The 20,571-nt window shown below is 57.5% G+C and carries 21 protein-coding genes and 1 riboswitch; of the genes, 7 read left to right on the forward strand and 14 right to left on the reverse strand.

The genetic code is table 11. From position 1 onward, the window contains the following. Positions 1 to 86 precede the first annotated feature (86 nt). From N7220_RS03330 to N7220_RS03340, 3 genes are read right to left on the reverse strand one after another with little or no spacing between them, the layout of a single operon-like run. Positions 87 to 1,553: an efflux transporter outer membrane subunit gene (locus N7220_RS03330; protein ID WP_283150060.1), complete on the reverse strand. Its 1,467-nt coding sequence runs from the start codon at positions 1,551 to 1,553 to the stop codon at positions 87 to 89. After that, positions 1,546 to 4,716: an efflux RND transporter permease subunit gene (locus N7220_RS03335; protein WP_283150061.1), complete on the reverse strand. Its 3,171-nt coding sequence runs from the start codon at positions 4,714 to 4,716 to the stop codon at positions 1,546 to 1,548. The genes N7220_RS03330 and N7220_RS03335 overlap by 8 nt, the downstream gene beginning before the upstream one ends. A 16-nt stretch (positions 4,717 to 4,732) precedes the next feature. Next, positions 4,733 to 5,923 carry an efflux RND transporter periplasmic adaptor subunit gene (locus N7220_RS03340; RefSeq protein ID WP_283150062.1) on the reverse strand — a complete coding sequence of 397 codons (1,191 nt, stop codon included), beginning with the start codon at positions 5,921 to 5,923 and terminating at the stop codon, positions 4,733 to 4,735. Positions 5,924 to 6,200: 277 nt separating this feature from the next. Here N7220_RS03340 and N7220_RS03345 point away from each other — a divergent pair, with 277 nt between their 5' ends. After that, positions 6,201 to 6,833, forward strand: a complete 633-nt coding sequence (locus N7220_RS03345) for a TetR family transcriptional regulator (RefSeq protein ID WP_283150063.1) — start codon at positions 6,201 to 6,203, stop codon at positions 6,831 to 6,833. A 72-nt stretch (positions 6,834 to 6,905) separates the two neighbouring features. Here N7220_RS03345 and N7220_RS03350 read toward each other — a convergent pair whose 3' ends face one another. After that, positions 6,906 to 7,238, reverse strand: coding sequence for an antibiotic biosynthesis monooxygenase family protein (locus N7220_RS03350; RefSeq protein WP_283150064.1), 333 nt, complete (start codon positions 7,236 to 7,238; stop codon positions 6,906 to 6,908). Between the two features lie 40 nt (positions 7,239 to 7,278). Further along, a complete protein-coding gene (locus N7220_RS03355) occupies positions 7,279 to 8,121 on the reverse strand; it encodes a polysaccharide deacetylase family protein (protein ID WP_283150065.1) in 843 nt (280 codons plus the stop codon). A gap of 180 nt (positions 8,122 to 8,301) precedes the next feature. On the opposite strand from N7220_RS03355, the gene N7220_RS03360 reads away from it, so the two are divergent. From N7220_RS03360 to N7220_RS03370, 3 genes are all read left to right on the forward strand, one after another. Next, positions 8,302 to 9,195: a carbohydrate ABC transporter permease gene (locus tag N7220_RS03360; RefSeq protein WP_283150066.1), complete on the forward strand. Its 894-nt coding sequence runs from the start codon at positions 8,302 to 8,304 to the stop codon at positions 9,193 to 9,195. A gap of 2 nt (positions 9,196 to 9,197) precedes the next feature. Then, positions 9,198 to 10,037: a carbohydrate ABC transporter permease gene (locus N7220_RS03365; protein WP_283150067.1), complete on the forward strand. Its 840-nt coding sequence runs from the start codon at positions 9,198 to 9,200 to the stop codon at positions 10,035 to 10,037. Positions 10,038 to 10,182: 145 nt separating this feature from the next. Beyond that, positions 10,183 to 10,611: a CHRD domain-containing protein gene (locus N7220_RS03370; protein WP_283150068.1), complete on the forward strand. Its 429-nt coding sequence runs from the start codon at positions 10,183 to 10,185 to the stop codon at positions 10,609 to 10,611. 96 nt (positions 10,612 to 10,707) lie between these two features. Here N7220_RS03370 and N7220_RS03375 read toward each other — a convergent pair whose 3' ends face one another. Continuing rightward, positions 10,708 to 11,676: a LysR family transcriptional regulator gene (locus tag N7220_RS03375; protein WP_283150069.1), complete on the reverse strand. Its 969-nt coding sequence runs from the start codon at positions 11,674 to 11,676 to the stop codon at positions 10,708 to 10,710. 256 nt (positions 11,677 to 11,932) lie between these two features. Here N7220_RS03375 and N7220_RS03380 point away from each other — a divergent pair, with 256 nt between their 5' ends. Further along, positions 11,933 to 12,235 carry a hypothetical protein gene (locus N7220_RS03380; RefSeq protein ID WP_283150070.1) on the forward strand — a complete coding sequence of 101 codons (303 nt, stop codon included), beginning with the start codon at positions 11,933 to 11,935 and terminating at the stop codon, positions 12,233 to 12,235. Between the two features lie 124 nt (positions 12,236 to 12,359). Here the strand turns inward: N7220_RS03380 and cobU are convergent, their stop codons facing one another. The 7 genes from cobU to N7220_RS03415 form a co-directional block, all read right to left on the reverse strand. Then, the gene (gene cobU, locus N7220_RS03385) at positions 12,360 to 12,920 is read right to left on the reverse strand and encodes a bifunctional adenosylcobinamide kinase/adenosylcobinamide-phosphate guanylyltransferase (RefSeq protein WP_283150071.1); all 561 of its coding nucleotides are present in this window, start codon (positions 12,918 to 12,920) and stop codon (positions 12,360 to 12,362) included. A gap of 47 nt (positions 12,921 to 12,967) precedes the next feature. Continuing rightward, entirely contained in the window at positions 12,968 to 13,483 is a 516-nt protein-coding gene (locus tag N7220_RS03390) for a histidine phosphatase family protein (protein ID WP_283150072.1), read from the reverse strand. Further along, positions 13,468 to 14,229, reverse strand: coding sequence for an adenosylcobinamide-GDP ribazoletransferase (locus N7220_RS03395; protein WP_283150073.1), 762 nt, complete (start codon positions 14,227 to 14,229; stop codon positions 13,468 to 13,470). The genes N7220_RS03390 and N7220_RS03395 overlap by 16 nt, the downstream gene beginning before the upstream one ends. Next, complete coding sequence (cobT, locus tag N7220_RS03400) at positions 14,213 to 15,256, reverse strand: nicotinate-nucleotide--dimethylbenzimidazole phosphoribosyltransferase (RefSeq protein ID WP_283150074.1); 1,044 nt, start codon at positions 15,254 to 15,256, stop codon at positions 14,213 to 14,215. The genes N7220_RS03395 and cobT overlap by 17 nt, the downstream gene beginning before the upstream one ends. A gap of 222 nt (positions 15,257 to 15,478) precedes the next feature. Next, positions 15,479 to 17,341, reverse strand: a complete 1,863-nt coding sequence (locus N7220_RS03405; RefSeq protein ID WP_283150075.1) for a TonB-dependent receptor domain-containing protein — start codon at positions 17,339 to 17,341, stop codon at positions 15,479 to 15,481. A gap of 136 nt (positions 17,342 to 17,477) precedes the next feature. Next, a riboswitch (cobalamin riboswitch) is annotated at positions 17,478 to 17,711 on the reverse strand. 47 nt (positions 17,712 to 17,758) lie between these two features. After that, positions 17,759 to 18,958 carry a DUF1700 domain-containing protein gene (locus N7220_RS03410; RefSeq protein ID WP_283150076.1) on the reverse strand — a complete coding sequence of 400 codons (1,200 nt, stop codon included), beginning with the start codon at positions 18,956 to 18,958 and terminating at the stop codon, positions 17,759 to 17,761. Further along, entirely contained in the window at positions 18,955 to 19,287 is a 333-nt protein-coding gene (locus N7220_RS03415; protein ID WP_283150077.1) for a PadR family transcriptional regulator, read from the reverse strand. The genes N7220_RS03410 and N7220_RS03415 overlap by 4 nt, the downstream gene beginning before the upstream one ends. A gap of 182 nt (positions 19,288 to 19,469) precedes the next feature. Between N7220_RS03415 and N7220_RS03420 the strand changes: the two genes are divergently transcribed. Beyond that, positions 19,470 to 19,619: a DUF3096 domain-containing protein gene (locus N7220_RS03420; protein WP_283150078.1), complete on the forward strand. Its 150-nt coding sequence runs from the start codon at positions 19,470 to 19,472 to the stop codon at positions 19,617 to 19,619. Positions 19,620 to 19,676: 57 nt separating this feature from the next. Then, positions 19,677 to 19,955, forward strand: a complete 279-nt coding sequence (locus tag N7220_RS03425) for an acylphosphatase (RefSeq protein ID WP_283150079.1) — start codon at positions 19,677 to 19,679, stop codon at positions 19,953 to 19,955. Between the two features lie 54 nt (positions 19,956 to 20,009). On the opposite strand, the gene N7220_RS03430 is transcribed toward N7220_RS03425, so the two are convergent. Then, complete coding sequence (locus N7220_RS03430) at positions 20,010 to 20,486, reverse strand: WbuC family cupin fold metalloprotein (protein WP_283150080.1); 477 nt, start codon at positions 20,484 to 20,486, stop codon at positions 20,010 to 20,012. Positions 20,487 to 20,571: the final 85 nt, after the last annotated feature.

Genomic DNA, 20,571 nt, shown 5'->3' on the forward strand with positions numbered 1-20,571 from the left:
AAGCCCCACCAGATTTTTTCTGGCGAGGCTTTTTCATACAACTTTTTCATACAGCTAAATGCGCTAAATAACGGCTGGCGACTGGCTTAACTCGCCGCACCCGGCGAAAGCGGTGTTTCGCCGGTCTGTGCCACCCAACCGCCACCCAGCACCTTGTACAACGTCACCAGATTGGTCAGGCGCGACAAGCGCAGCGTGATCAGGTTCTGCTCCGCGGTAAACAGCGAACGCTGAGCATCGAGCGCGGCCAGATAGCTATCCACGCCCTTGGTGAAGCGCAAGGTGGAGAGGTCATAACGTGTGGTTTCTGACTTCACCAGTGCTTGTTGGGCGTTGATTTGCAGATCGAGCATATTGCGCGCGGCTAGCGCGTCCGATACTTCACGAAAAGCCGACTGAATCGATTTCTCGTATTGCGCCACAGCGATTTTCTCGCTGGTCGTGGAAACGTCCAGGGTGGCTTTATTGCGACCCGCATCAAAGATCGGCAGCGTGATCGATGGCGCAAAGCTCCATGCCGTCTGGCCCGCCTTGAACAGATTACCCAGTTCTGCGCTGGACGTACCGTAACTACCCGTGAGTGTAATGCGCGGGAAGAAGTTGGCACGGGCGGCGCCGATATCGGCGTTGGCGGCTTTCAGCGTGTGCTCGGCTTGCAGGATATCCGGGCGACGTTCCAGCAAATCACTCGGTACGCCGGCGGGCAGATCAGTCAACAAGCCTTGCGTGCCCAGAGTTTGGGCAGCGGGCAGTTGGGCTGGCAATGGCTCACCAATCAGCAAGACCAGGCCATTTTCTGCCTGCGCGGCTTGCAGCGTGCTTGATGCCACCGAGCCCTGCGCGGTATTGACCTGGGTTTGTGCCACAGCCAGTTCAATGGCTGAAGACGCACCCACATCAAAGCGTTTCTGCGTCAGATCCAGCGTGTGTTGATACGAGCTCAGCGTGTCTTGCGCCAGTTGCAGTTGCTCTTGCGCGGCCAGCAAAGTCAGGTACTGACTGGCCACTTCAGAGACCAGCGTAATCTGCGAAGCACGCTGCGCTTCAGCGGTGGAGAAATACGATTCCAGCGCTTCATTCTTCAGGCTTTGCACACGACCAAACAGATCAAGCTCATACGCGGTGAAGCCCAGGCCTGCCGAATACGAACCACCGGTAAATTGCGTACCGGTGCTCGAAAGATCGGCCGGGGTGTGCGATCGCGACTGGCCCGCCGCAGCGTTCACAGTCGGGAACAAATCCGCGCGCTGGATTTGATACTGCGCGCGGGCTTTCTCGACTTGCAACGTGGCAACGCGATAGTCACGGTTGTTGACCAGTGCAATTTCAATCAGCTTTTGCAGACGGGCATCGGCAAAGAAATCATGCCAGCCAATGTCGGCCGCCAAGGTCTGCTTTTGCGCGGTCGCAGCTGGCGCACTGGCCGTGCCATAAGCCTCACCTTGCGGGAAGTCGACACTGACCGGGTTTTGCGGGCGCTCGTAAGTCGGCGCCATCGAGCAAGCGCTCAGGGCGGCGGCCAGCGTGGCCGCCAGAATCAGTTGCTTAGCCATTGTTATGGTCCTCCGCATGCGTTGGTGCGTGCAATTGGCTATTTGGATGGAGCGGCGGGCGCTCCTTGATCTTGAACCACTGATGCACGACCACGAAGAAGATCGGCACAAAGAAGATCGCCAGCACAATCGCGGTGATCATCCCGCCGGTCACGCCGGTACCAATGGCGTTCTGCGCGCCGGAACCCGCGCCGTGAGCGATCACCAGTGGCAACACACCCAGGATAAACGCGATCGACGTCATCAGAATCGGGCGCAAACGCATGCGCACGGCTTCAAGCGTGGCGTCGACCAGCGTCATGCCGTTCTCATGCAGTTCTTTGGCGAATTCCACAATCAGAATGGCGTTCTTGGCCGACAAGCCCACCGTGGTCAGCAAGCCGACCTGGAAGTACACGTCGTTGGACAAACCGCGACCTGTTGCCGCCAGCAACGCGCCAACTACACCCAGCGGCACCACCAGCATGACCGAGAACGGAATCGCCCAGCTTTCGTACAACGCGGCCAGACACAGGAACACCACCAGCAGCGAAATCACATACAACGCTGGCGCTTGCGAACCCGATTTCTGTTCTTCGTACGACAAACCAGTCCACTCATAGCCAATGCCTGGCGGCAATTTGGCGATCATCTCTTCAATGGCTTTCATGGACTGACCGGTACTCTTGCCTGGCGCGGGCGAGCCCAGAATTTCTACCGAGGAAATCCCGTTGTAGCGTTCCAGCTTGGGCGAGCCGTACGTCCAGTGCGCGGTGGCAAAGGCGGAGAACGGCACCATCTGGCCCTTGGCGTTACGCACATACCAGTCGTTCACGTCTTCCGGCAGCATGCGATACGGTGCGTCGGCCTGCACGTACACCTTCTTCACACGTCCCTTGTCGATAAAGTCGTTCACATAAGACGAGCCCCACGCAGTGGAAAGCGTCTTGTTGATGTCCGACAGCGACAGACCCAGCGCCGAAGCTTTTTCGCTATCGACTTCGATCTTGTATTGCGGCGTGTCTTCCATGCCGTTCGGGCGTACTGCAACCACGTCCGGGCTCTTGGCCGCCATGCCCAACAGCATGTTGCGCGCTTCGATCAGCTTGGCATGACCCACGTTCCCGCGGTCTTGCAGCTGCAAGTCAAAGCCGGTGGCATTACCCAGTTCCAGCACTGCCGGTGGGGCAAAGGCAAAGGCGAGCGCTTCTTTGTATTTGGAGAACGCAGCCATGGCACGGCCAGCTACGGCGCCCACTTTCTGGTCGGCATTGTTACGCACGCTCCAGTCTTTGAGCCGCACGAACGCCAGACCCATGTTCTGACCACGACCGGCAAAGCTGAAGCCTGCGACCGAGAACACCGATTCAACGTTGTCTTTGTCATCCACCAGGAAGTGGTCTTCCATTTTCTTGATGGTGGTCAGCGTTTGTTCCTGGGTCGCACCGACCGGCAACTGCACCTGGGTAAACAAAATGCCCTGGTCTTCATCCGGCAAGAACGAGGTTGGCAAACGCATGAACAGGAACACCATGATGGCGATGATGCCCACGTAGATGATCAGGTAGCGGCCCGACTTGGCCAGAATGCGGCGCACGGCGGATTGATACTTCAGGTTGCTGGCATCAAACATGCGGTTGAACCAGCCAAAGAAGCCGGTATCGACTGCGTGATGGCCTTTGGCGATGGGCTTGAGAATGGTCGCGCACAGCGCTGGCGTGAGAATCAACGCCACCAGCACCGACAACACCATGGATGACACGATGGTGATCGAGAACTGGCGATAAATCGCGCCGGTCGAGCCACCAAAGAACGCCATCGGCACAAACACTGCCGACAACACCAGCGCAATACCTACCAGCGCACCGGTGATCTGGTCCATTGATTTACGCGTGGCTTCTTTGGGCGACAGGCCTTCTTCCGACATCACCCGTTCGACGTTTTCCACCACCACAATCGCGTCATCCACCAGCAAGCCGATGGCCAGCACCATGCCGAACATGGTGAGCGTATTGATGGAGAACCCCGCCGCAGCCAACACGCCAAACGTACCCAGCAACACCACCGGCACGGCAATGGTCGGGATCAGCGTGGCGCGGAAGTTCTGCAAGAACAGATACATCACCAGGAACACCAGCACGATCGCTTCGAACAGCGTTTTCACCACTTCTTCAATCGAGATTTTGACGAAAGGTGTGGTGTCGTACGGGTAAACCACTTTCAGCGATTGCGGGAAGAACTTTTGCAGATCATCCACTTTGGCGCGGATGGCGTTGGCGGTATCCAGCGCATTGGCGCCAGTAGACAGCTTGATCGCCAGGCCTGATGCGGGCTTGCCGTTATAGCGGCTGACAATCGAGTAATCTTCGCCACCCAACTCCATGCGCGCTACATCACGCAAACGCACTTGCGAGCCGTCGGTGTTTACCTTCAGCAAGATGTTGCCGAACTCTTCTGCGGTTTGCAGACGCGTTTGTGCGGTGATGGTCGCATTCAGTTGCTGACCTGCAATCGCCGGTGCACCACCCAACTGACCTGCCGACACCTGCACGTTCTGCGCAGCAATTGCATTGCTGACATCCAGTGTGGTTAGCTGGAAGCTGCTGAGTTTGTTCGGATTCAGCCAGATGCGCATGGCGTATTGCGAGCCAAACACCGTGACATCACCCACGCCTTCAACGCGGCTGATCGGGTCTTTCACGTTGGCGGAGAGGTAATCCCCCAAGTCGTTCTTGTTCATGCTGCCGTCGGTGGATACAAACCCGAGCACCATCAAGAAGTTCTTGGTCGATTTGGCAACGCGAATACCTTGCTGCTGCACTTCTTGCGGCAGTAGCGGTGTGGCCAGTTGCAGTTTGTTCTGCACCTGTACCTGCGCGATATCCGGACTGGTCCCGTTCTTGAAGGTCAGCGTGATCGAAACCGCACCCGAGGAATCACTGGTCGAAGCCATGTATTCCAGGTTATCGATCCCGTTCATCTGTTGTTCGATGACCTGGGTTACGGTGTCTTCAACGGTCTTGGCCGAAGCGCCCGGGTAGGTTGCGGTAATGGCAACCGACGGCGGCGCAATCGGCGGGTATTGAGAAATCGCCAAGGAGCGGATCGACAGCACCCCGGCGAGCATGATGACAATGGCGATCACCCACGCAAAAATCGGGCGATCGATAAAAAATCGAGCCATGAGCTACATCCCCTTATTACTTGGCAGCAGGCGCAGAAGCAGCGGCAGGCGCAGATGCGGTGGCATCTATCGTGGTGACTTGAACACCCGGCTTCACTTTTTGCAGGCCCGAAACAATGACTTTGTCGCCCGCTTTCAGGCCGCTGGTCACCACCCAGACATTGCCGATGGCGGTATCAGCCACCACCGGGCGCGCTTCTACCTTGTTCTCGGCGTTGACGACCATCACTGATGCATCACCGCTGGAGGTACGTTGCAGGCCCATTTGCGGCACGGTCAGCGCGTTGTCTTGCACGGCTTGCGACAGCTTGGCTCGCACGTACATGCCAGGCAGCAGATCATGGTTGGGGTTGGGGAATTCAGCGCGCAAAGTCACCATGCCGGAGGTCTGGTCTACGGTGATATCAGAGAACAGCAACTTGCCCGGCAGCGGATAGAGCGAACCATCTTCCAGCGCCAGATTGACCTTGATGGCACCATCAATATTCTTGAGTTTGCCGGACTGCACAGCACGGCGCAGACGCAGGATTTCGGTACTAGACTCGGTAACGTCGACGTAAATCGGGTCGGTCTGGGTCACGGTGGCCATCAATGTGGCATCGCCCTGCCCGACCAGCGCGCCCTCAGTCACCTGGGCTTTGCCCACGCGACCGGAAATAGGCGAAGTCACAGTGGTGTAGTTCAGGTTCAGTTGCGCGGTTTGCACGGCGGCTTTGGCTGCGGCCAGATCGGCCTGGCTGGATTTCACCGCGATCACGGCGTTGTCGTAATCCTGCTTGCTCACGGCCTGTACCGGTACCAGTTCGCGGTAGCGCGACTCTTGCAGCTTGGCCTGTGCCAGTGCGGCATCGGCTTTATCGGCGTTGGCTTTAGCGCTATCCAGCGTGGCTTGCAGCGGAGCCGGATCAATACGGAACAACAATTGCCCTGCTTTGACGTCGCTGCCTTCCACAAAGGCCTGTTTGAGTACAATGCCCGCGGCGCGAGCACGTACTTCGGCCACGCGCACCGGATTCACCCGGCCTGGCAACTGAGCCGCCAATGGCAGATTCTGGGCCGAAATGGTCACCACACCGACTTCAGGCGCCTGGCCCGCAGCCGCTGCGGGTGCAGCGCCTTTGTCACCGCAAGCGGCCAGCGTAGTGATTGCCGCAAGCGCGGCTATCGTCATTAAACGTAAAGGAAACCGGTTCGTGTGTGCACGCATGAGCGCCCCCGCAACATGGAAAATTTGAAGAAATACAGAAAAAAAACAGAGAAACGGACCCGTGCTGGCGGCTAATAAAAATCTGGCTGCCATACACAACAAGCCGCCTGGACAGGCGGCTTGAGTAATCGATGTGGCAATAGTAACATACATACATTCGCGGATGTATGTATGTTCGAGAATTAATTTAGTCGGTAAGTGTACAAGAAAAAATAGTTAAAACATAAACTAAATATCGCTGTTTGAAATGACAGCGCTACACCGGGAAGGTTCGACGATGGCGCGCAAAACCAAGGAAGAAGCAGCAGAAACACGAGCGCTGCTGCTGGATACCGCTGAAAGATTATTCAGCGCCAAGGGTGTTTCACGCACTTCACTGGCAGACATTGCCGATGCCGCCGGGCTGACCCGCGGGGCCATTTACTGGCACTTTGAGAACAAGGCAGCTGTTTTCAATGCAATGGCGGACAGCATTTGCCTGCCGCTGGAAGAAGCACTGCAGCCTGATGCCTCTGGCCACTTCACCAATCCGCTAGGTCAGTTGCAGGACGCATTAGTCCAGGTTTTGCAAGATACCGAAACCGACGAGCGCCAGCGCCGAGTCTTTGACGTGCTGTTTAACAAGTGTGAATACACCGATGACATCGAAGCGGTCGTCGTTCGCCGCCGCGAAGCCACGATAGATGGTGCCGAGCGCCGCAAGGAATTGCTGCATCAGGCGATCTTGCAAGGCCAGTTGCCGGCAGGCTTGAATGTCGCTCGGGCTGACTGCCTGCTGCTGAGTTTTCTTACCGGCGTACTGAACAACTGGTTGTTCATGCCGGATCAATTCAGTCTGCGTGATGAGGCGCTGCCCATGGTGGCATCCATGATCGAGATGCTCAAAACATCCGAAACGCTCCGTACCTGATCTATCCGGCGCCAATCGACCAGGTACCTGTTACGGCGGGCTCCGTGGCGCGCCGCCCTGCGCGCAATTCAATTAACGCTTCGACCACGCCCTTTCGACCAGCGCCACGCGTACTTCGTAGTGTTCATACCAGTCGCGCTTGCCGTTTTCTTGCGCCACCCGGTGCTCACCGTGAGCGCGCCAGTGAGCAATGGCTTCCTGACTGGCCCAATACGATACGGTAATGCCGAAGCCATCTGCATCCCGCACGCTTTCTACACCCAGATACCCCGGTTGCTGCGCCGCCAGTTCCAGCATGCGTGCACCGGTGGCATCGTAATCGGGGTCATACGTATCGCGTTGCGAAGTAAAGATCACTGCGTAATATGGTGCTACCGGGGTTTGGGCAAACCTGGAACCGGACATCAGTTACTCTCCTGGATAAACAACAGCTGGGCTCCGCAGATTATTGATAAGCCTGCTTGATGCCAAGTAGTTCATCCACGGTAACAAACTCATAACCCGCTGCCTTTAGCCACGGAATCACCTCGTCCACAGCTTCAACCGTCTGATCACGCCGCCCGCCGCCGTCATGCATCAGGATGATGGCTTCTTGGTGGATATAAGTCTGAATCCAGCGCTCGATGTAATGCGAACCGAACAACCAGCGGTTTTTGTTCCAGTCTTGCGTATCCACCGACCATAAAATGGTCTTCAGGCCATGCTGCCCCAGCGCCTTGATTTCGCCATCGTCGATCTTGCCGTAGGGTGGACGGAACAACACCGGGCGCTTGCCGATGATGCGCTGGTAAATATCCTGGGTGCGGCTGATCTGCTCGCCCCACCAGAAGTCTTCGCTAGTGCCGGAGATATCCGGATGATCATAAGTGTGGTTGCCCAGCGTGTGGCCTTCGGCCAGCGCCCGCCGGACTACTTCTTCACGCCCTTCCAGATGTTTGCCCATCCAGAAAAAAGTGGCTTTCACATGATGCTTTTTCAGTACATCCAGTAAATCCGGCGTGTACGGGCTGGGGCCATCATCAAAAGTCAGTGCCACCACCCGCCGATGCGTCGGGCCTTCCAGCCATGCCAGATCGGGATTAAGCCGTGCGTGATCCGCCATGACGGCCAGATCCGCTTGATCCCAGTCATCCAGAAACGGCGTGCGCACGTATTGCCGGGCTTTGGGCGTGCTGGCGGCAATCTGCCCCGGTTTGGGCATGGCGGGCGGTAACCAGGCGTAAATTGCCCAACCGATCAATGCGGCCACGACAATCAAAACCAGCCCCCACCTTGTTTTGCGCGGCATGGCAGTCCCTTGCGTTAATGAACAACCGGAGCATGCCGTAATTTGCGACCGCGACCGCAGCGTTGCTGACACACATGGCAAGCCCGGCAAAGTAGTGGGTTAAGCAGCCACCAACAATTCCCATAAGATGGTGCTCTACCGGCGTCGGCAGCAGATCGACCCGTTCCAGAGGATTCAAACATGGCTTTGCCTGGTGTCCGGCCGCAAACGGCCTGGCTGTTTGTTGCGCCGTTTTTTGCGGTGTTCGCGGTCTTTACGCTCTGGCCGGTGGGGTTCAATGCCTGGCTGGCATTTACCGATTACTTCATCCGCACCGGCCACACCCAATGGAACGGCTTTGCCAATTTTGTGATGCTGACCTGGCATGAGGTCGAGTTCGGCGCAGCGCTCAAAAACTCGCTGATCTTTCTGGTGCTGGTGCCGTTATTGCAGCTTGGCGGATTGCTGCTGGCTCTGCTGCTGCATCGCCCGTTTGCTGGGGCCGGGGCTATTCGGGCGCTGTGTTATGTGCCGGTAATTATCGCCATGTCGATCAGTGCCGTGGTGTGGCAGCAGATATTTCATTACGACGGTTTGCTTAACGCCATGCTGGCAACCCTGCACCTGATTCCGGCAGACCTGCAGCCCGACTGGATTGGTCGCCCCAATCTGGCCCTGTGCGCGGTGATCTTCTTTTCGTTCTGGAAAAACCTCGGGTTTTACATGGTGCTATATCTGGCCGGCTTGCAGTCCGTGCCGCGGGATCAGCACGAAGCCGCCATTCTGGATGGCGCAGGCCGCGTGGCTCGGCTGTGGCACGTTACCCTGCCTGCGCTGCAACCGGTGGTGCTATTGAGCACGCTGTTATCCACCATTTACGCGCTCAAGGTCTTGCAAGAGCCGCTACTGCTGGCTCATGGCGGGGCCAGCGACACCACGACGGCATTGCTGTTTGTGTATAAGGCCGCCTTTTTTGGCCAGCGTTTTGGTCTGGCTGCCGCCGCTGGCCTGGTCATCACGCTGATTTGTCTGGCGCTGGCCACGGTGCAATTCAGAGTGTTCGGCCCCCAAGGCTGGCTGCGACGCGGAGGTTGACCATGACACACACGCAGCACTTGGGACTACAAAGTAGCCGCGCCGTCGGGATCGCCCTGTTTACGCTGTTTGCGATCTTTCCCTTTGCCTGGGCAACCGCTGTGGCGCTGTCCGGCAATACCAGTTTTATGTGGCGTTTTCCGCAAGGATTTCTGGCGCATCAGATCACGCCGGAATGGTTTTTACGCGTGGTGGTTGCCATCCCCTTCATGACCTATCTGCGCAATTCGCTGATCCTGGCAGGAGGCACCACGCTGGGCGTATTGCTGCTGGCCATTCCCTGTGGTTTCGCGCTGGCACAAATGCAGTTCTCGGGTCGCAAGGTCTTGTTTGGCGTGCTGCTGGTGACGTTGATGTTGCCCAGCGAAACCATGCTGGTTCCCAATTTCATCACCTGCATCAAGCTGGGTTTGGTGGATAGTTACGCGGGGGCAATGCTGCCCAATATCGCCAGTGCTTTCGGCGTTTTTCTGATCAAACAGGCTTTTGAAGATTTACCCGGCGAGACGCTGGATGCCGCGCGGGTTGATGGCGCCAGCGAATGGCAAGTGCTGTGGCGCGTAGCCGTGCCACTCACCTTGCCAATGATCGGGGCGCTGGCCGTACTTACCTTTGTGACTTCCTGGAACGACTATCTGTGGCCCGCTGTGGTCTTGAACAGCCAGAACAAACTGCCACTGGCGGTTGGGGTTTATCACGATCTGACCGGGCCATTTGCCACTTCCACCAGCATGTTAATGGCCGCCGTGGTGTTGTCTGTCCTGCCGGTACTGGCGGGCTTTGCCTTTACCCAGCGGTTTTTCCTGGCAGCGCCCCCGCTTACCCCGCGCCAGGCGATCTAGTTCAGGCGTGGTCATGCCGCCCACCGGCGTGAACATCGGTCCGCGGCTTGGCAATGTGCCAAAGCGGACTATGCTAAGGCCAGCCCACGAGGCAATGTCACCACACAATCAAACCCGACCTTGTTTGTTGTCCAGGAGAATCGTCATGTATCGCAAAGGATTTGTTCTGCTCGCCGCCCTGCTGGCAATGGCCTCTTGCGCGACGTTTGCCGCCACTTTGACATTTAGCGCAACCTTGAACGCGGCCACCGAAGTGCCCCCCAAAGAAAGCAACGGCACCGGTATCGTTCAGGTCAACTACGATACCGACACCAAAGTCATGAACTACACGGTGAACTACAGCGCCCTTACCGGTCCGGCCACCGCTGCCCACTTTCATGGCCCGGCCGCAGCCGGTGTCAACGCGGGTGTGGCTGTGCCGGTGAAAGGTGCGCTAGTCAGCCCGATTGAAGGCACGGCAACACTCACCGATGATCAAGCCAAAGAACTGCAGGCTGGCATGTGGTACTTCAATGTCCACACCGCCGCCAACCCTGGCGGTGAAATCCGTGGACAGGTGCTGCCACTCAAATAAATGCGGTTGGCGCCAGCGTTCTGCATCGCCCAAACACTTTGCCCGCTACCTGAGATATGTAGCGGGCAAAGTGTTTTTGGAGCGGTCAGCAGCAGTTCAAACCTTGCTTTCAGCCATCGGCGGACGGGCACGCACTTTGGACTTGATATACGCCTTGAGCGATTCGTCTTCCCACGGCGGGGTATCGCCAAAGTGCTCGACCAGTACATCAATAAAGGTGCGCAGTTTGGCCGAGATAAAGGTGCGACTGGGGTAAACCGCGTAAATCGAAATCGGCGGCCGCGGGTAATCCAGCAAAATCGGCACCAGTGTCCCGGCGTGGATATGCTCCTGGATCAGAATGGTCGGCTGCACGGTAATGCCCAAGCCCTGCAACGCCGCCCGCACGGCCATTTCCCCGTTATTCACTCGCAATCGCGGCGTGATATTCACCGAGAACTTGCCATCCGGCCCGTCGAACACCCAGGCATTACCGTTGTTGGAATACGTGTAGGTAATGCACTGATGATTGACCAGTTCATCGGCCGAGCGCGGGGCGCCGTGCCTGGCCAGGTACTCTGGTGCAGCCACAAATAGCAAGTTGATTTGCGCCAGCCGCCGCGCTACCAGCGACGGATGCGGTGAGGCAGAAATACGGATTGCCGCATCGAATCCTTCTTCCACCAGATCAATCACCCGGTCGCTCAGATCCAGATCGATACGCATCTCCGGGTAGCGGGCGTAGTAGTCAGCCAGCACGGGCGCCAGGTAGTTCACGCTGAATACCGCAGGCGCGCTGATCTTCAGCGTGCCGCGTGGCTTGACCGCACTCTGGCTGAGCAAGGTCTCGGCATCTTCCAGATCATTGATTGCGTGCTGGCAGCGCTCAAAATACACGGTGCCCGGGCCAGTCAGGCTCAAGCTGCGCGTGGTGCGATTCAACAGGCGCACGCCCAGTCGGGTCTCCAGGTGTTTTACATGCTTGCTGACCATGGCCGTGGACAACCCGCTGCGCTCGGCGGCGGCAACAAAGCTACCTAGCGTAGCTACCTGACAGAACACCTTCATGCTTACCAGTGTATCCATGCCTTCCCCAAAGTTTTCAAACCATCCAACCCGACCCAAGCATTGATCGCGCCATTCGATTGCACCGATATCGGGCAACAATTTTACCCACCCGTCCTGGAATTCGGCTTTTCAAGGGGGTAATTGTTAACTATCAGGAAACTATCAAACTACAGTATTGATATTTATCCACACGCGAGCAATGAATATCATGACGTTCATGGATGCAGCACCAAGAAGCAGCACCGCATATCAAACAACATATCGGAGAAACATCATGAACAAGTTCGCAAACATCGCTTTCGTTACTTTGACCTTTGCTGGTGTAGTTGGCGCCGCACAAGCCGCTGATGGCCTGGCCCAATATGCACAACGCGCCGTGACTCCGGTTACCCAATCGGCTCCGGTTGCTGCAACCCAGACAGAAGGTATGGCGCAATTTGCTTTCCGCGCTGTAACCCCAAGCAAGCTGGACGCTGCCCCGTCCACCCAAACTGCACAAACCAAGGCGGCAGTACAAAAGACTTCGGCCACCGGTTTTGCAGTTTATGCCCAACGTGCCGTGACCCCGGTACTGTAAGCGCTGGCAAAAGCCGAGGGATTCTGACTCTCCTCTTGACCTCGGAAAAAGCCCTAAAAGGCCGCGCAAGCGGCCTTTTTCTTTGCGCGAAGCTTTTGCGTGCCGCCTGTTGGCCAGGCCTGGTTCACACAGGCATTTGCCCTTTCATGATCAGCGGCAAACCCGCCGCCGTCCAGATCACGTTGTCGCACTGCGCGGCCAGCGCCTGATGCAAGCGCCCTGCTTCATCCACATAAACCCGGTTGCCAGCGCCTAGCGGCACCACACCCAGACCCACTTCATTACTGACCAACAGCAAAGTACCTTGTACCGAGCCCAAGCTCTGCAGCAACAAGGCTCGCTCCTGCGCTAACAATTGCGGCAAATCCAGCCCTGGCACTCGCGTCCAGTCATCGCCCTCACCGAACAATACATTGCTGAGCCATAAGGTCAGGCAATCGGCAATCACCACGCGGCCTTCAGTACAAGTCTGCTCAATCGCTTCGGCCAGAGCACAGGGCGCTTCCAGGGTTTTCCAATGCGCGGGGCGCTGGGCGCGATGCTGCGCAATGCGCTCGTTCATTTCAGCATCTTGGGGCTGGGCAGTCACAATCACAGTGACGGGTGCGCCGATTTGCGCGGCCAGTCGCTCCGCCAACGCACTTTTGCCAGATCGGGCACCACCCAGAATCAATGTCGTGCTCATGGTTGTGGCCGTGCTCCATTCACCGCGTGCTGTTGCTGTTTCATTGTTTATTGCCAGTCCAGTATGAGGATTTCGCCGTGCGGTACAGGTTGCTTCAGGCAATCTGCTATCGGCGCATGACGCGACCATAGCGCCCGAATCACGCCAGCGTGGGTGACAACTACGGCCGAATCAGTCTGCTGCGCCGCTGTGTTGGCCCATTGCCAAACGCGCTGTTGCATCACCGCCAGACTCTCGCCGCCGTGCGCCGTTCCGTTGTAGTCACCGGCGATCCAGTCATCCAGCGCTGCAGCGCCGATGCTCTGCCAGGGTTGACCTTCCCAGCGACCAAAATCCAGCTCTTGCAGACGTGAGTCCAGTCTCGGCGCCGGATGTAGTCGCTCCGCCAGCAGGCGGCAGCGTTGCAAGGGACTACTGAATACCGGCGCTGCAGCGGGCAATTGCCGCCGCAACGCGGCGATCATCTCGGGCTGGAGCGGCTGGGCCAGCGGCAAATCCAGCTGCCCATAACAGATGCCTTCGCCCCCGTGCACTGGCCAATGTCGAATCAGATAAAGGCGCACGCGCACCACACCAGATAACAGAGCAGTTCGGCCAGCTGCTGCGTCATGCCCAGCGTGTCACCGGTATAACCACCTAATGTTCGGGCTAGATAGCGAGCGACCAACGTCCGCAGCACCAGGCAGGCAACAAGCGCCGCCAGCGCCCATTGCCACGGCAACAGCGCCAGCGCGGCCACGCCACAGATCAATGCCACCAGCAAACCCGCGCCCGCCAGCCGGGTCGCCACCGGCTTGGCTTTGCCCGCCGGGCGAACGTAATCCAGCGTTGCCAGCAAACTCGCTGCCACCAGGCGACTGAAGGCATGCGCGGCGATCATCGCTGGGGCGATCCACGCTACGGGCAGCGCGGCGAGCGTTTCCAGTTTCAGCAATAAACCGGCCAACAGCGCAACCGCGCCAAAGGTGCCGATGCGCGAGTCATGCATGATTTCCAGCATGCGTTCGCGGGTATAACCGCCGCCCAGACCATCGACCGAATCAGCCAGACCATCCTCATGAAATGCACCGGTGAGCCAGATGGTGGCGATCATGCTCAGCAAAATAGCCACGCGCAGCGGCAGCACCAGGTGAGCGACAAACCAGACCCCGGCCGCTAGCAGCCCTACCAATAAACCCACGAGCGGAAAATAGCGGGCGGCGTGATCCAGATCATCGCTCTGATAACCCACCCACGCGGGGATCGGCACGCGGGTGAAATAACCCAGAGCGCAAAAGAAATGCCGCAGCGTATTACGCACCGCGCTCACTCACCCCGGCCTCATCGAACGATGCCATCTGATTGAGCAAGTCGGCTGCGGCGCGCACCAGCGGCAATGCCAGTGCTGCACCGCTGCCCTCGCCCAGCCGCAAACCCAGATCCAGCAACGGTTGCTGCACGCCCAGGTGCTGCAACAAAAGCTTGTGACCATTTTCGCCGGAGCAGTGACTGAAAATGCAGTAATCCAGCACGCCCGGCACAATGCGACTGGCCACCAGCAGTGCAGAAGTGGCGATGAAGCCGTCGACCACGATGGCAACCCGCTGGCTGGCGGCGGCCAGATAGGCGCCGGTGAGCATGGCAATTTCAAAGCCGCCAAACGCCGCCAATACGTCCAGTGGGTCATGGACGGACTCATGTCTGGCCAGCACTTGCTGCAGCACGTCAATCTTGCGTATCAGACCGGCATCGTCCAGACCCGTGCCACGCCCGGTACACGCCACGATGGGCTCGCCCGTCAAACGCGCCATGATCAGTGCTGCGGCAGAGGTATTGCCGATGCCCATTTCGCCAAAGCCCAGCACGTTGCTGCCCGCCTCAACCTGTTCGGTGACGATGCGGGCACCGGTGCTGATCGCCAGTAGCGCTTGTTCACGGCTCATGGCCGGATCATTCAGACTGTTAGCGGTGCCTTTGGCCACCGGACGATCAATCAGTAACGGATGTGGTGCGAACTCGGCATTCACGCCTGCGTTCACCACTTGCAAACTCATGTTGTTGCTGCGGCAAAGCACGCTGATTGCCGCACCACCCGCCAGAAAATTCAGCACCATTTGGGGTGTGACTTCCGCCGGATACGGGCTCACACCAGCCTGGGCCAGCCCATGATCGCCCGCAAACACCAGCATGGCCGGCTTGTTGATTTGCGGATCAAGCCGCTGCTGGATCTGGCCCAGTTGTACCGCCAGTTTCTCCAGTTGCCCCAAGCTGCCCAGCGGTTTGGTTTTGCGATCAAAGCGGTGTTGCAGGGCCAAGCCCAAGTCAGCATCAAGTGGCGAGATATCAAAGGCGAGCATGATTTTTATGGTTGTCCTGAGGTTGCGCCAATCAGCACTGCAATTGGCAGAAAAAACAAATTGCACGATGACTGGCCACTGACGCGGCTGGCACAGCCCCAACCTGCCATCTAATGGATAAAACTGTAGCCCGGAAATGCTATCGGCATTGCAACCGATTCATCCTCCGGGCTACGGGTATCGCTAAAACACAACGGATTGCGTCAAGCGGTGGCGTGCGCCTTAGAAGCCCGCACCGTCATACGACAGCGTGACAAAGTAAGCACGGCCTTGCACGTTGTAGTTTTTAACCAGTTCATAGTCGCGGTCAAACACGTTGTTGACGCGCAGGCCGGCCTTCCAGGTTTTGGCAATCTTGTAATCCAGACCCAAGCCCAGGATGCCGTATCCGCCCATTTCGTTGGCAGCGGTATTGGCTGCATCGTCATAGCGCTGGCCCGACGCTTGCAGATCGGCATTCCAGCGCCACATACCAATGCTTTGCGCTACCGTCACATCGCCAAACAACTTGGCGCGGCGCGGCAACAACAAACCGGTATCGGCATCAAACGGATTCTGACGCGTAATGCTGCCGCCGATATCCAGCCCGGCCAGCTTGCCTTGGGTGGTCAGCGTTGCACCAACAATTTTGCCTTCACTCAGGTTTTCCGGAATGTAGTTGTTGTTGGCATCCAGCACGATCAGGTTGCGAATGCGGTTTTCAAAGCCGACCAGGGTGGTGTTCCAGCCCGCCGCATCCCAACGCAAGCCCAGATCAGCCGAGCGACCTTTTTCTGCCTGCAGGTTCGGGTTGGAGCAAACGTAGCCACAATCGAAGTAAAGATCGTTGAAGGTCGGCGCGTGGAAGCTGGTGCCAGCGTTGGCGGTGAATTGCCACTGCTTGGCAAACTTCCAGGCGTAACCGATATTGCCGGTGGTCTGATCGCCAAACTGCGAGTTGTTTTCTGCACGGATATTGGCTTGCAGATGATGATCGCCAAAGTCATTCTGCCAACCGGCCAGCGCGGCGCGGTTGATGCGGCTGTTGACGTCATAAGTTGCGGTGCTGGTGACCGATTCGTTCAGGTATTCCAGACCCAGCAGCCAGTTACCCACGCTGCTATCAATGCGGTTTTCCCAGCTCACTTGCTTCTGGCGGGTATCAAACCGGCTGGTGTACGGCAGGAAGGTGTTGTAGTCGAACGAATTCGCATGCGATTGATCTTGCGACTGGCCAATCGTCAGCGTGCTCTTCCAGGCGTCGGTGATCTGGTTGCGACTGTAAACGGACAGATTAGTCTGCGTTTCACGCGTCCACGGGTTAGGCGGAAGGCCACCGGAGTCAAATGCCGAGTCGCTTTGTACATACAGGCCGCGAATACCCAGTTCGTTTCTTTCGCCAAAGAAATGCGAGAGATCGAAGTTGGCCGATGTTTGATGCCAGCCGTCGCGATCCGGCTCGTAGTAGAAGGTGTTGGCAGGCTTGGTCACATTGAAGCCTTCGCTTTCCTTGTGGCTCACACCCAGGCTGATGCGGGTATCGTCTTGCGACGCCGACAAACCTGCGTTGGCGCCCCAGGTGCTGTCGGTGCCGTACTCAACACCACCCCACACATGCGGTGCGCCTTGACCGCGCTTGGTGAAAATCTGCACCACGCCGCCGACCGCATCCGAGCCATACAAACTGGATGCCGGGCCACGCAGGATTTCCACGTGATCAATGCTGGCAATCGGGATCAAATCAAAGGATGTGCCACCCAGGGTCGCCGAGCCCATGCGTTGGCCATCGACCAGTACCAGCGTCTGGTTGGCATTGGCACCGCGGATATACAAGCTGGCTGGCTGGCCAAAACCGCCAGAGCGGGAGAACTGCACACCAGGCACCGTGGCCAGCGCTTCGCCCAGCGTTTGCGCGCCACTGTTGGCCAATTGCGTAGCGGTCAGCACGGTGGTGTCGCTAGACAGTGTGTCCGGATTGGCAGCGATGCGCGTTGCGGTCACGACCATGACGGGTTGTACGCTGGCGTCGTCAGCAAAAGCGACGGTTGCGGCCAGCGCCAGAACCAGCGGCGTGAAGCGAAGTGGATGTTTTTTTAATGTGGACATGGTGCCTTCCTGATGCCTGCCCCACGCAGGCGATAAATATATTCCGGAAGACACGCGATCGGCAGCGCCGGGATTAGCCCGAGCCAGATCATCGTCCAGCCGCACCCCGCGCCTTCCGCCTTTGTTGCGCACATTGCGTGCGTTTTAACGCAAGGCCGGTCTCCGGGCTGGTCGCTCCAGCGTTCGCCTTCCCAACTCTTTAGTGAAGAGTCAGTGGCCTGTTTGAACGCTTTCGATACGACTTACCGTTGCGGGGGCAGCTCAGGATTAGCGATTTGAAATCAACCCGTTACAAAGGTTGATCGATACGGCGCACCTGATTCCCAGTTTCACCCACATTGCTGTGGACACCTTGCGAAGGCCGGAATTCTATCAGCATAGGCTCCGGCCCGCGAGGCGATCAGACTGGCGCAATCATCAGGAGGCGGTTTGCTCCGCTTTGTTTACGCCCAGCAAATCAAGTTGATAGCGGATAAAACGGCTGACCAGACGCGCAGTCCAGCGTGCCAGCAACACGGCGATCACAATGCCCAAACCACCGCTGAGCAACAGTGCCAGGCCAATCGGCAACAGCTTTTTGTCGTAGCCATCGTTGCCAATATGCAGCACTTTTTTGACGACTTCAGGACCATCCTCGTCGTCATCGGCAGCGCTGGCCGACTTGTTGAGGTTTGCCGCCGCCCGATCTGCCGCCGCAGCAGCCTGTTGTGCCTTGGCTTCGGCTTCACGCTGGGCCGCCACTTTTTCTACCACCGCGTGTGCTGCGGCCGCTTTGGCCCGCGCGGCATCGGCAGCGGCCTTCACGGCTTGCTTGTCGCCAGGATTATCCGCTGCTGCTGCCGCTTTATCGGCCGCTTCTTCTGCTTTGTCTGCCTCACGATCCGCCGCTTCGGCCGCTTTGTCGGCTGCGGCTTCAGCTTTGTCTGCAGCAGCATCGGCAGCATCGTCAGCGCTATCTACCGCCAGTTTGCTGGTAGAGATATGCACGGAGCCATTTTTGTCCTGGATATCAATCAATGCGGTGCCGCTCTTTTTGTCCGCAATGATTTTGACCGAACTGCCCGAACCACTGGCCTTGTCGACGGCGTTCTTTACCGCCTGCGCATCGTTACCAATGATTTCAACGCCCGAGTCACCAATGATGATCGAGGCAGAGCCCGAAGCCATGTTTTTCTGATGCTTGTGCGAAACCACCACTTTTTCGCTATCGGGCCAGCCAAAGGCCCATTGAGTCACGCCCAGCGTGGTGCAGATCAGCCCAGCCAGCAGCAGACTGCCCGCCGTGATAAACCCGCAGGTCAAGAGCAGCAGCCAGAACAACAAAGGGAAAGCCAGCACAAAATTGAGCGCGCCCAACCCGGCATAGGCCATAACCACGCCCCACAGCGAACGGAACGATTTGCGCTTTTCCCAGTTCTGCAGCTGCGAGCGCGCGTTCAATTCGCGGGCAATGCGCTCCGGATCACCCAGCCGTGCGGCGATTTCTTCTTCGGTATGCCCTTCTGCCGTGCCGTCGCGGAAAAATTCTTCGTAATCACTGACGATTTCGTTGATGTCTTTCGCCGGTAAACGCTGGAGCCCGGCGCGTAGCCGCAGCAAAAACGTTTTCTGGTTCATTCGCGTTCTCTCCCGTTATGCGCGGCGTTCAGGACGCCTTCTACTTCTGTAACGAATTCATTCCACTCCTGGCGCATTTGCCCCAGGCTTTCCAGACCAGCATCAGTCAGCCGATAATATTTTCTGGACGGGCCAGAGCTGGATTCAACCAGATAAGTAGACACCCAGTTTTCATCCTGCAGCCGCCGCATCAACGGATAAATGGTGCCATCGCTGATCTCCATGCTGGCAGCCAGCTGGTTAACAATCGCCCACGCGTAGCTATCGCCCTGCGCCAGTACGGCCAGCACGCACATATCCAATGCGCCCTTCTTGAGTTGCGTCTTCATTCCTGGTTTATTCCCCTTCGGCAGCCGTCACCGATTTCGTGAGAGCTTTATACAACAAGGTATCTTGCATTACAAGCATGCTACCCATAACACAATGCATGTATAAGAGATTTGCAACAACGCAACTTGCCGTTCTTGCTGGTGTCATTTATAAAACCGACAGCCCTTCAAGGAGCACGTGCATGAATATCCAGCTCTATCTTGCCCCGTTGGTATCGTTGATCGCCGGTATCCTGATTCTGATCATGCCGCGTTTGCTCAATTTCATTGTGGCGATCTATCTCATCATCATTGGCGCAATCGGCTTGTTTGGCGGACACATCCCGCACTAAGCCTGCCCGCAAACTGCCACTCCACAGTTGTGTTGCCCGCGCAAAGGAACCGGAACAATGACCGTTGCCAAACGCTTGCTGGTCCACGGACATGTTCAGGGAGTGGGGTTTCGCTTTGCCACCTGCCTTGAAGCCAAACGGCTGGGCCTGTATGGCTGGGTGCGCAATCGGCATGACGGCACGGTGGAGATCCATGCCGAAGGCAACGCCAATGCGGTGGATGAAATGGTGGACTGGGCCAGCCACGGCCCACCTAACGCCAACGTGGCGCGGCTGGATATCCAGCCCGGCGTGATTGAAGGCATCGACACCTTTACCGAGCGCGCCAGCAACTAGCGGCGCTACCGGTTGGCCATTCCGCTTTGCGCGGGAAAATCTGCCCGCGTCAGCTCAGTTGAAGTGACCGAGCATAAACTCAAGGTAATCCGCGCAACCGGCTTCGCCCTCTGCTGGCGCCCAGGTCGATTTTTCTGCAACGGCAATTGGTACGTACGGTCCTTGTTTACTCTCAAAAAACACAGAGTCCGCTGACAGCGCCACCAGACTATGAAAAACGCCCGGTGGAATGTTGATCCCCACGACGTCGCTGCCCGGTGCCAACACACAGGTCGACAAAACCTTACCGTTGCTGTCAAAAATCAGACATCCCAAACGGCCGCTCAACGCGATGATGGATTCCTCTTTGCTGCTGTCCAGATGACAGTGCGGTTGCACGTAAGTGCCGGGTTGCAAAGCATTGAGCAGGCGGTGGCAAGGCGTTTCATTGGCCGCATGAAAGTTGAGATTCTTGCGCAAGCGCGGGGCGGCAGCGGCTTGGGCAGCCAGCTCGGCCAACATGGTTTGATTGATCAAAACAGCGTCAGACATGGCAGATAAACTCCGGGCGAAAAAAAACCCGGGGACGTTAAGCCCCGGGTCCACCAACAACATCTACAAAGGAGAAACTATCAAG

Origin of the sequence: Silvimonas soli (genome assembly GCF_030035605.1) — a bacterium.
Lineage (GTDB): Bacteria > Pseudomonadota > Gammaproteobacteria > Burkholderiales > Chitinibacteraceae > Silvimonas > Silvimonas soli.

Coding starts and splice junctions, on each gene's coding strand:
- N7220_RS03330 (WP_283150060.1), bottom strand. CDS start 1,553: ATGGCTAAGCAACTGATTCTGGCGGCCACGCTGGCCGCCGCCCTGAGC.
- N7220_RS03335 (WP_283150061.1), bottom strand. CDS start 4,716: ATGGCTCGATTTTTTATCGATCGCCCGATTTTTGCGTGGGTGATCGCC.
- N7220_RS03340 (WP_283150062.1), bottom strand. CDS start 5,923: ATGCGTGCACACACGAACCGGTTTCCTTTACGTTTAATGACGATAGCC.
- N7220_RS03345 (WP_283150063.1), top strand. CDS start 6,201: ATGGCGCGCAAAACCAAGGAAGAAGCAGCAGAAACACGAGCGCTGCTG.
- N7220_RS03350 (WP_283150064.1), bottom strand. CDS start 7,238: ATGTCCGGTTCCAGGTTTGCCCAAACCCCGGTAGCACCATATTACGCA.
- N7220_RS03355 (WP_283150065.1), bottom strand. CDS start 8,121: ATGCCGCGCAAAACAAGGTGGGGGCTGGTTTTGATTGTCGTGGCCGCA.
- N7220_RS03360 (WP_283150066.1), top strand. CDS start 8,302: ATGGCTTTGCCTGGTGTCCGGCCGCAAACGGCCTGGCTGTTTGTTGCG.
- N7220_RS03365 (WP_283150067.1), top strand. CDS start 9,198: ATGACACACACGCAGCACTTGGGACTACAAAGTAGCCGCGCCGTCGGG.
- N7220_RS03370 (WP_283150068.1), top strand. CDS start 10,183: ATGTATCGCAAAGGATTTGTTCTGCTCGCCGCCCTGCTGGCAATGGCC.
- N7220_RS03375 (WP_283150069.1), bottom strand. CDS start 11,676: ATGGATACACTGGTAAGCATGAAGGTGTTCTGTCAGGTAGCTACGCTA.
- N7220_RS03380 (WP_283150070.1), top strand. CDS start 11,933: ATGAACAAGTTCGCAAACATCGCTTTCGTTACTTTGACCTTTGCTGGT.
- cobU (WP_283150071.1), bottom strand. CDS start 12,920: ATGAGCACGACATTGATTCTGGGTGGTGCCCGATCTGGCAAAAGTGCG.
- cobT (WP_283150074.1), bottom strand. CDS start 15,256: ATGCTCGCCTTTGATATCTCGCCACTTGATGCTGACTTGGGCTTGGCC.
- N7220_RS03405 (WP_283150075.1), bottom strand. CDS start 17,341: ATGTCCACATTAAAAAAACATCCACTTCGCTTCACGCCGCTGGTTCTG.
- N7220_RS03410 (WP_283150076.1), bottom strand. CDS start 18,958: ATGAACCAGAAAACGTTTTTGCTGCGGCTACGCGCCGGGCTCCAGCGT.
- N7220_RS03415 (WP_283150077.1), bottom strand. CDS start 19,287: ATGAAGACGCAACTCAAGAAGGGCGCATTGGATATGTGCGTGCTGGCC.
- N7220_RS03420 (WP_283150078.1), top strand. CDS start 19,470: ATGAATATCCAGCTCTATCTTGCCCCGTTGGTATCGTTGATCGCCGGT.
- N7220_RS03425 (WP_283150079.1), top strand. CDS start 19,677: ATGACCGTTGCCAAACGCTTGCTGGTCCACGGACATGTTCAGGGAGTG.
- N7220_RS03430 (WP_283150080.1), bottom strand. CDS start 20,486: ATGTCTGACGCTGTTTTGATCAATCAAACCATGTTGGCCGAGCTGGCT.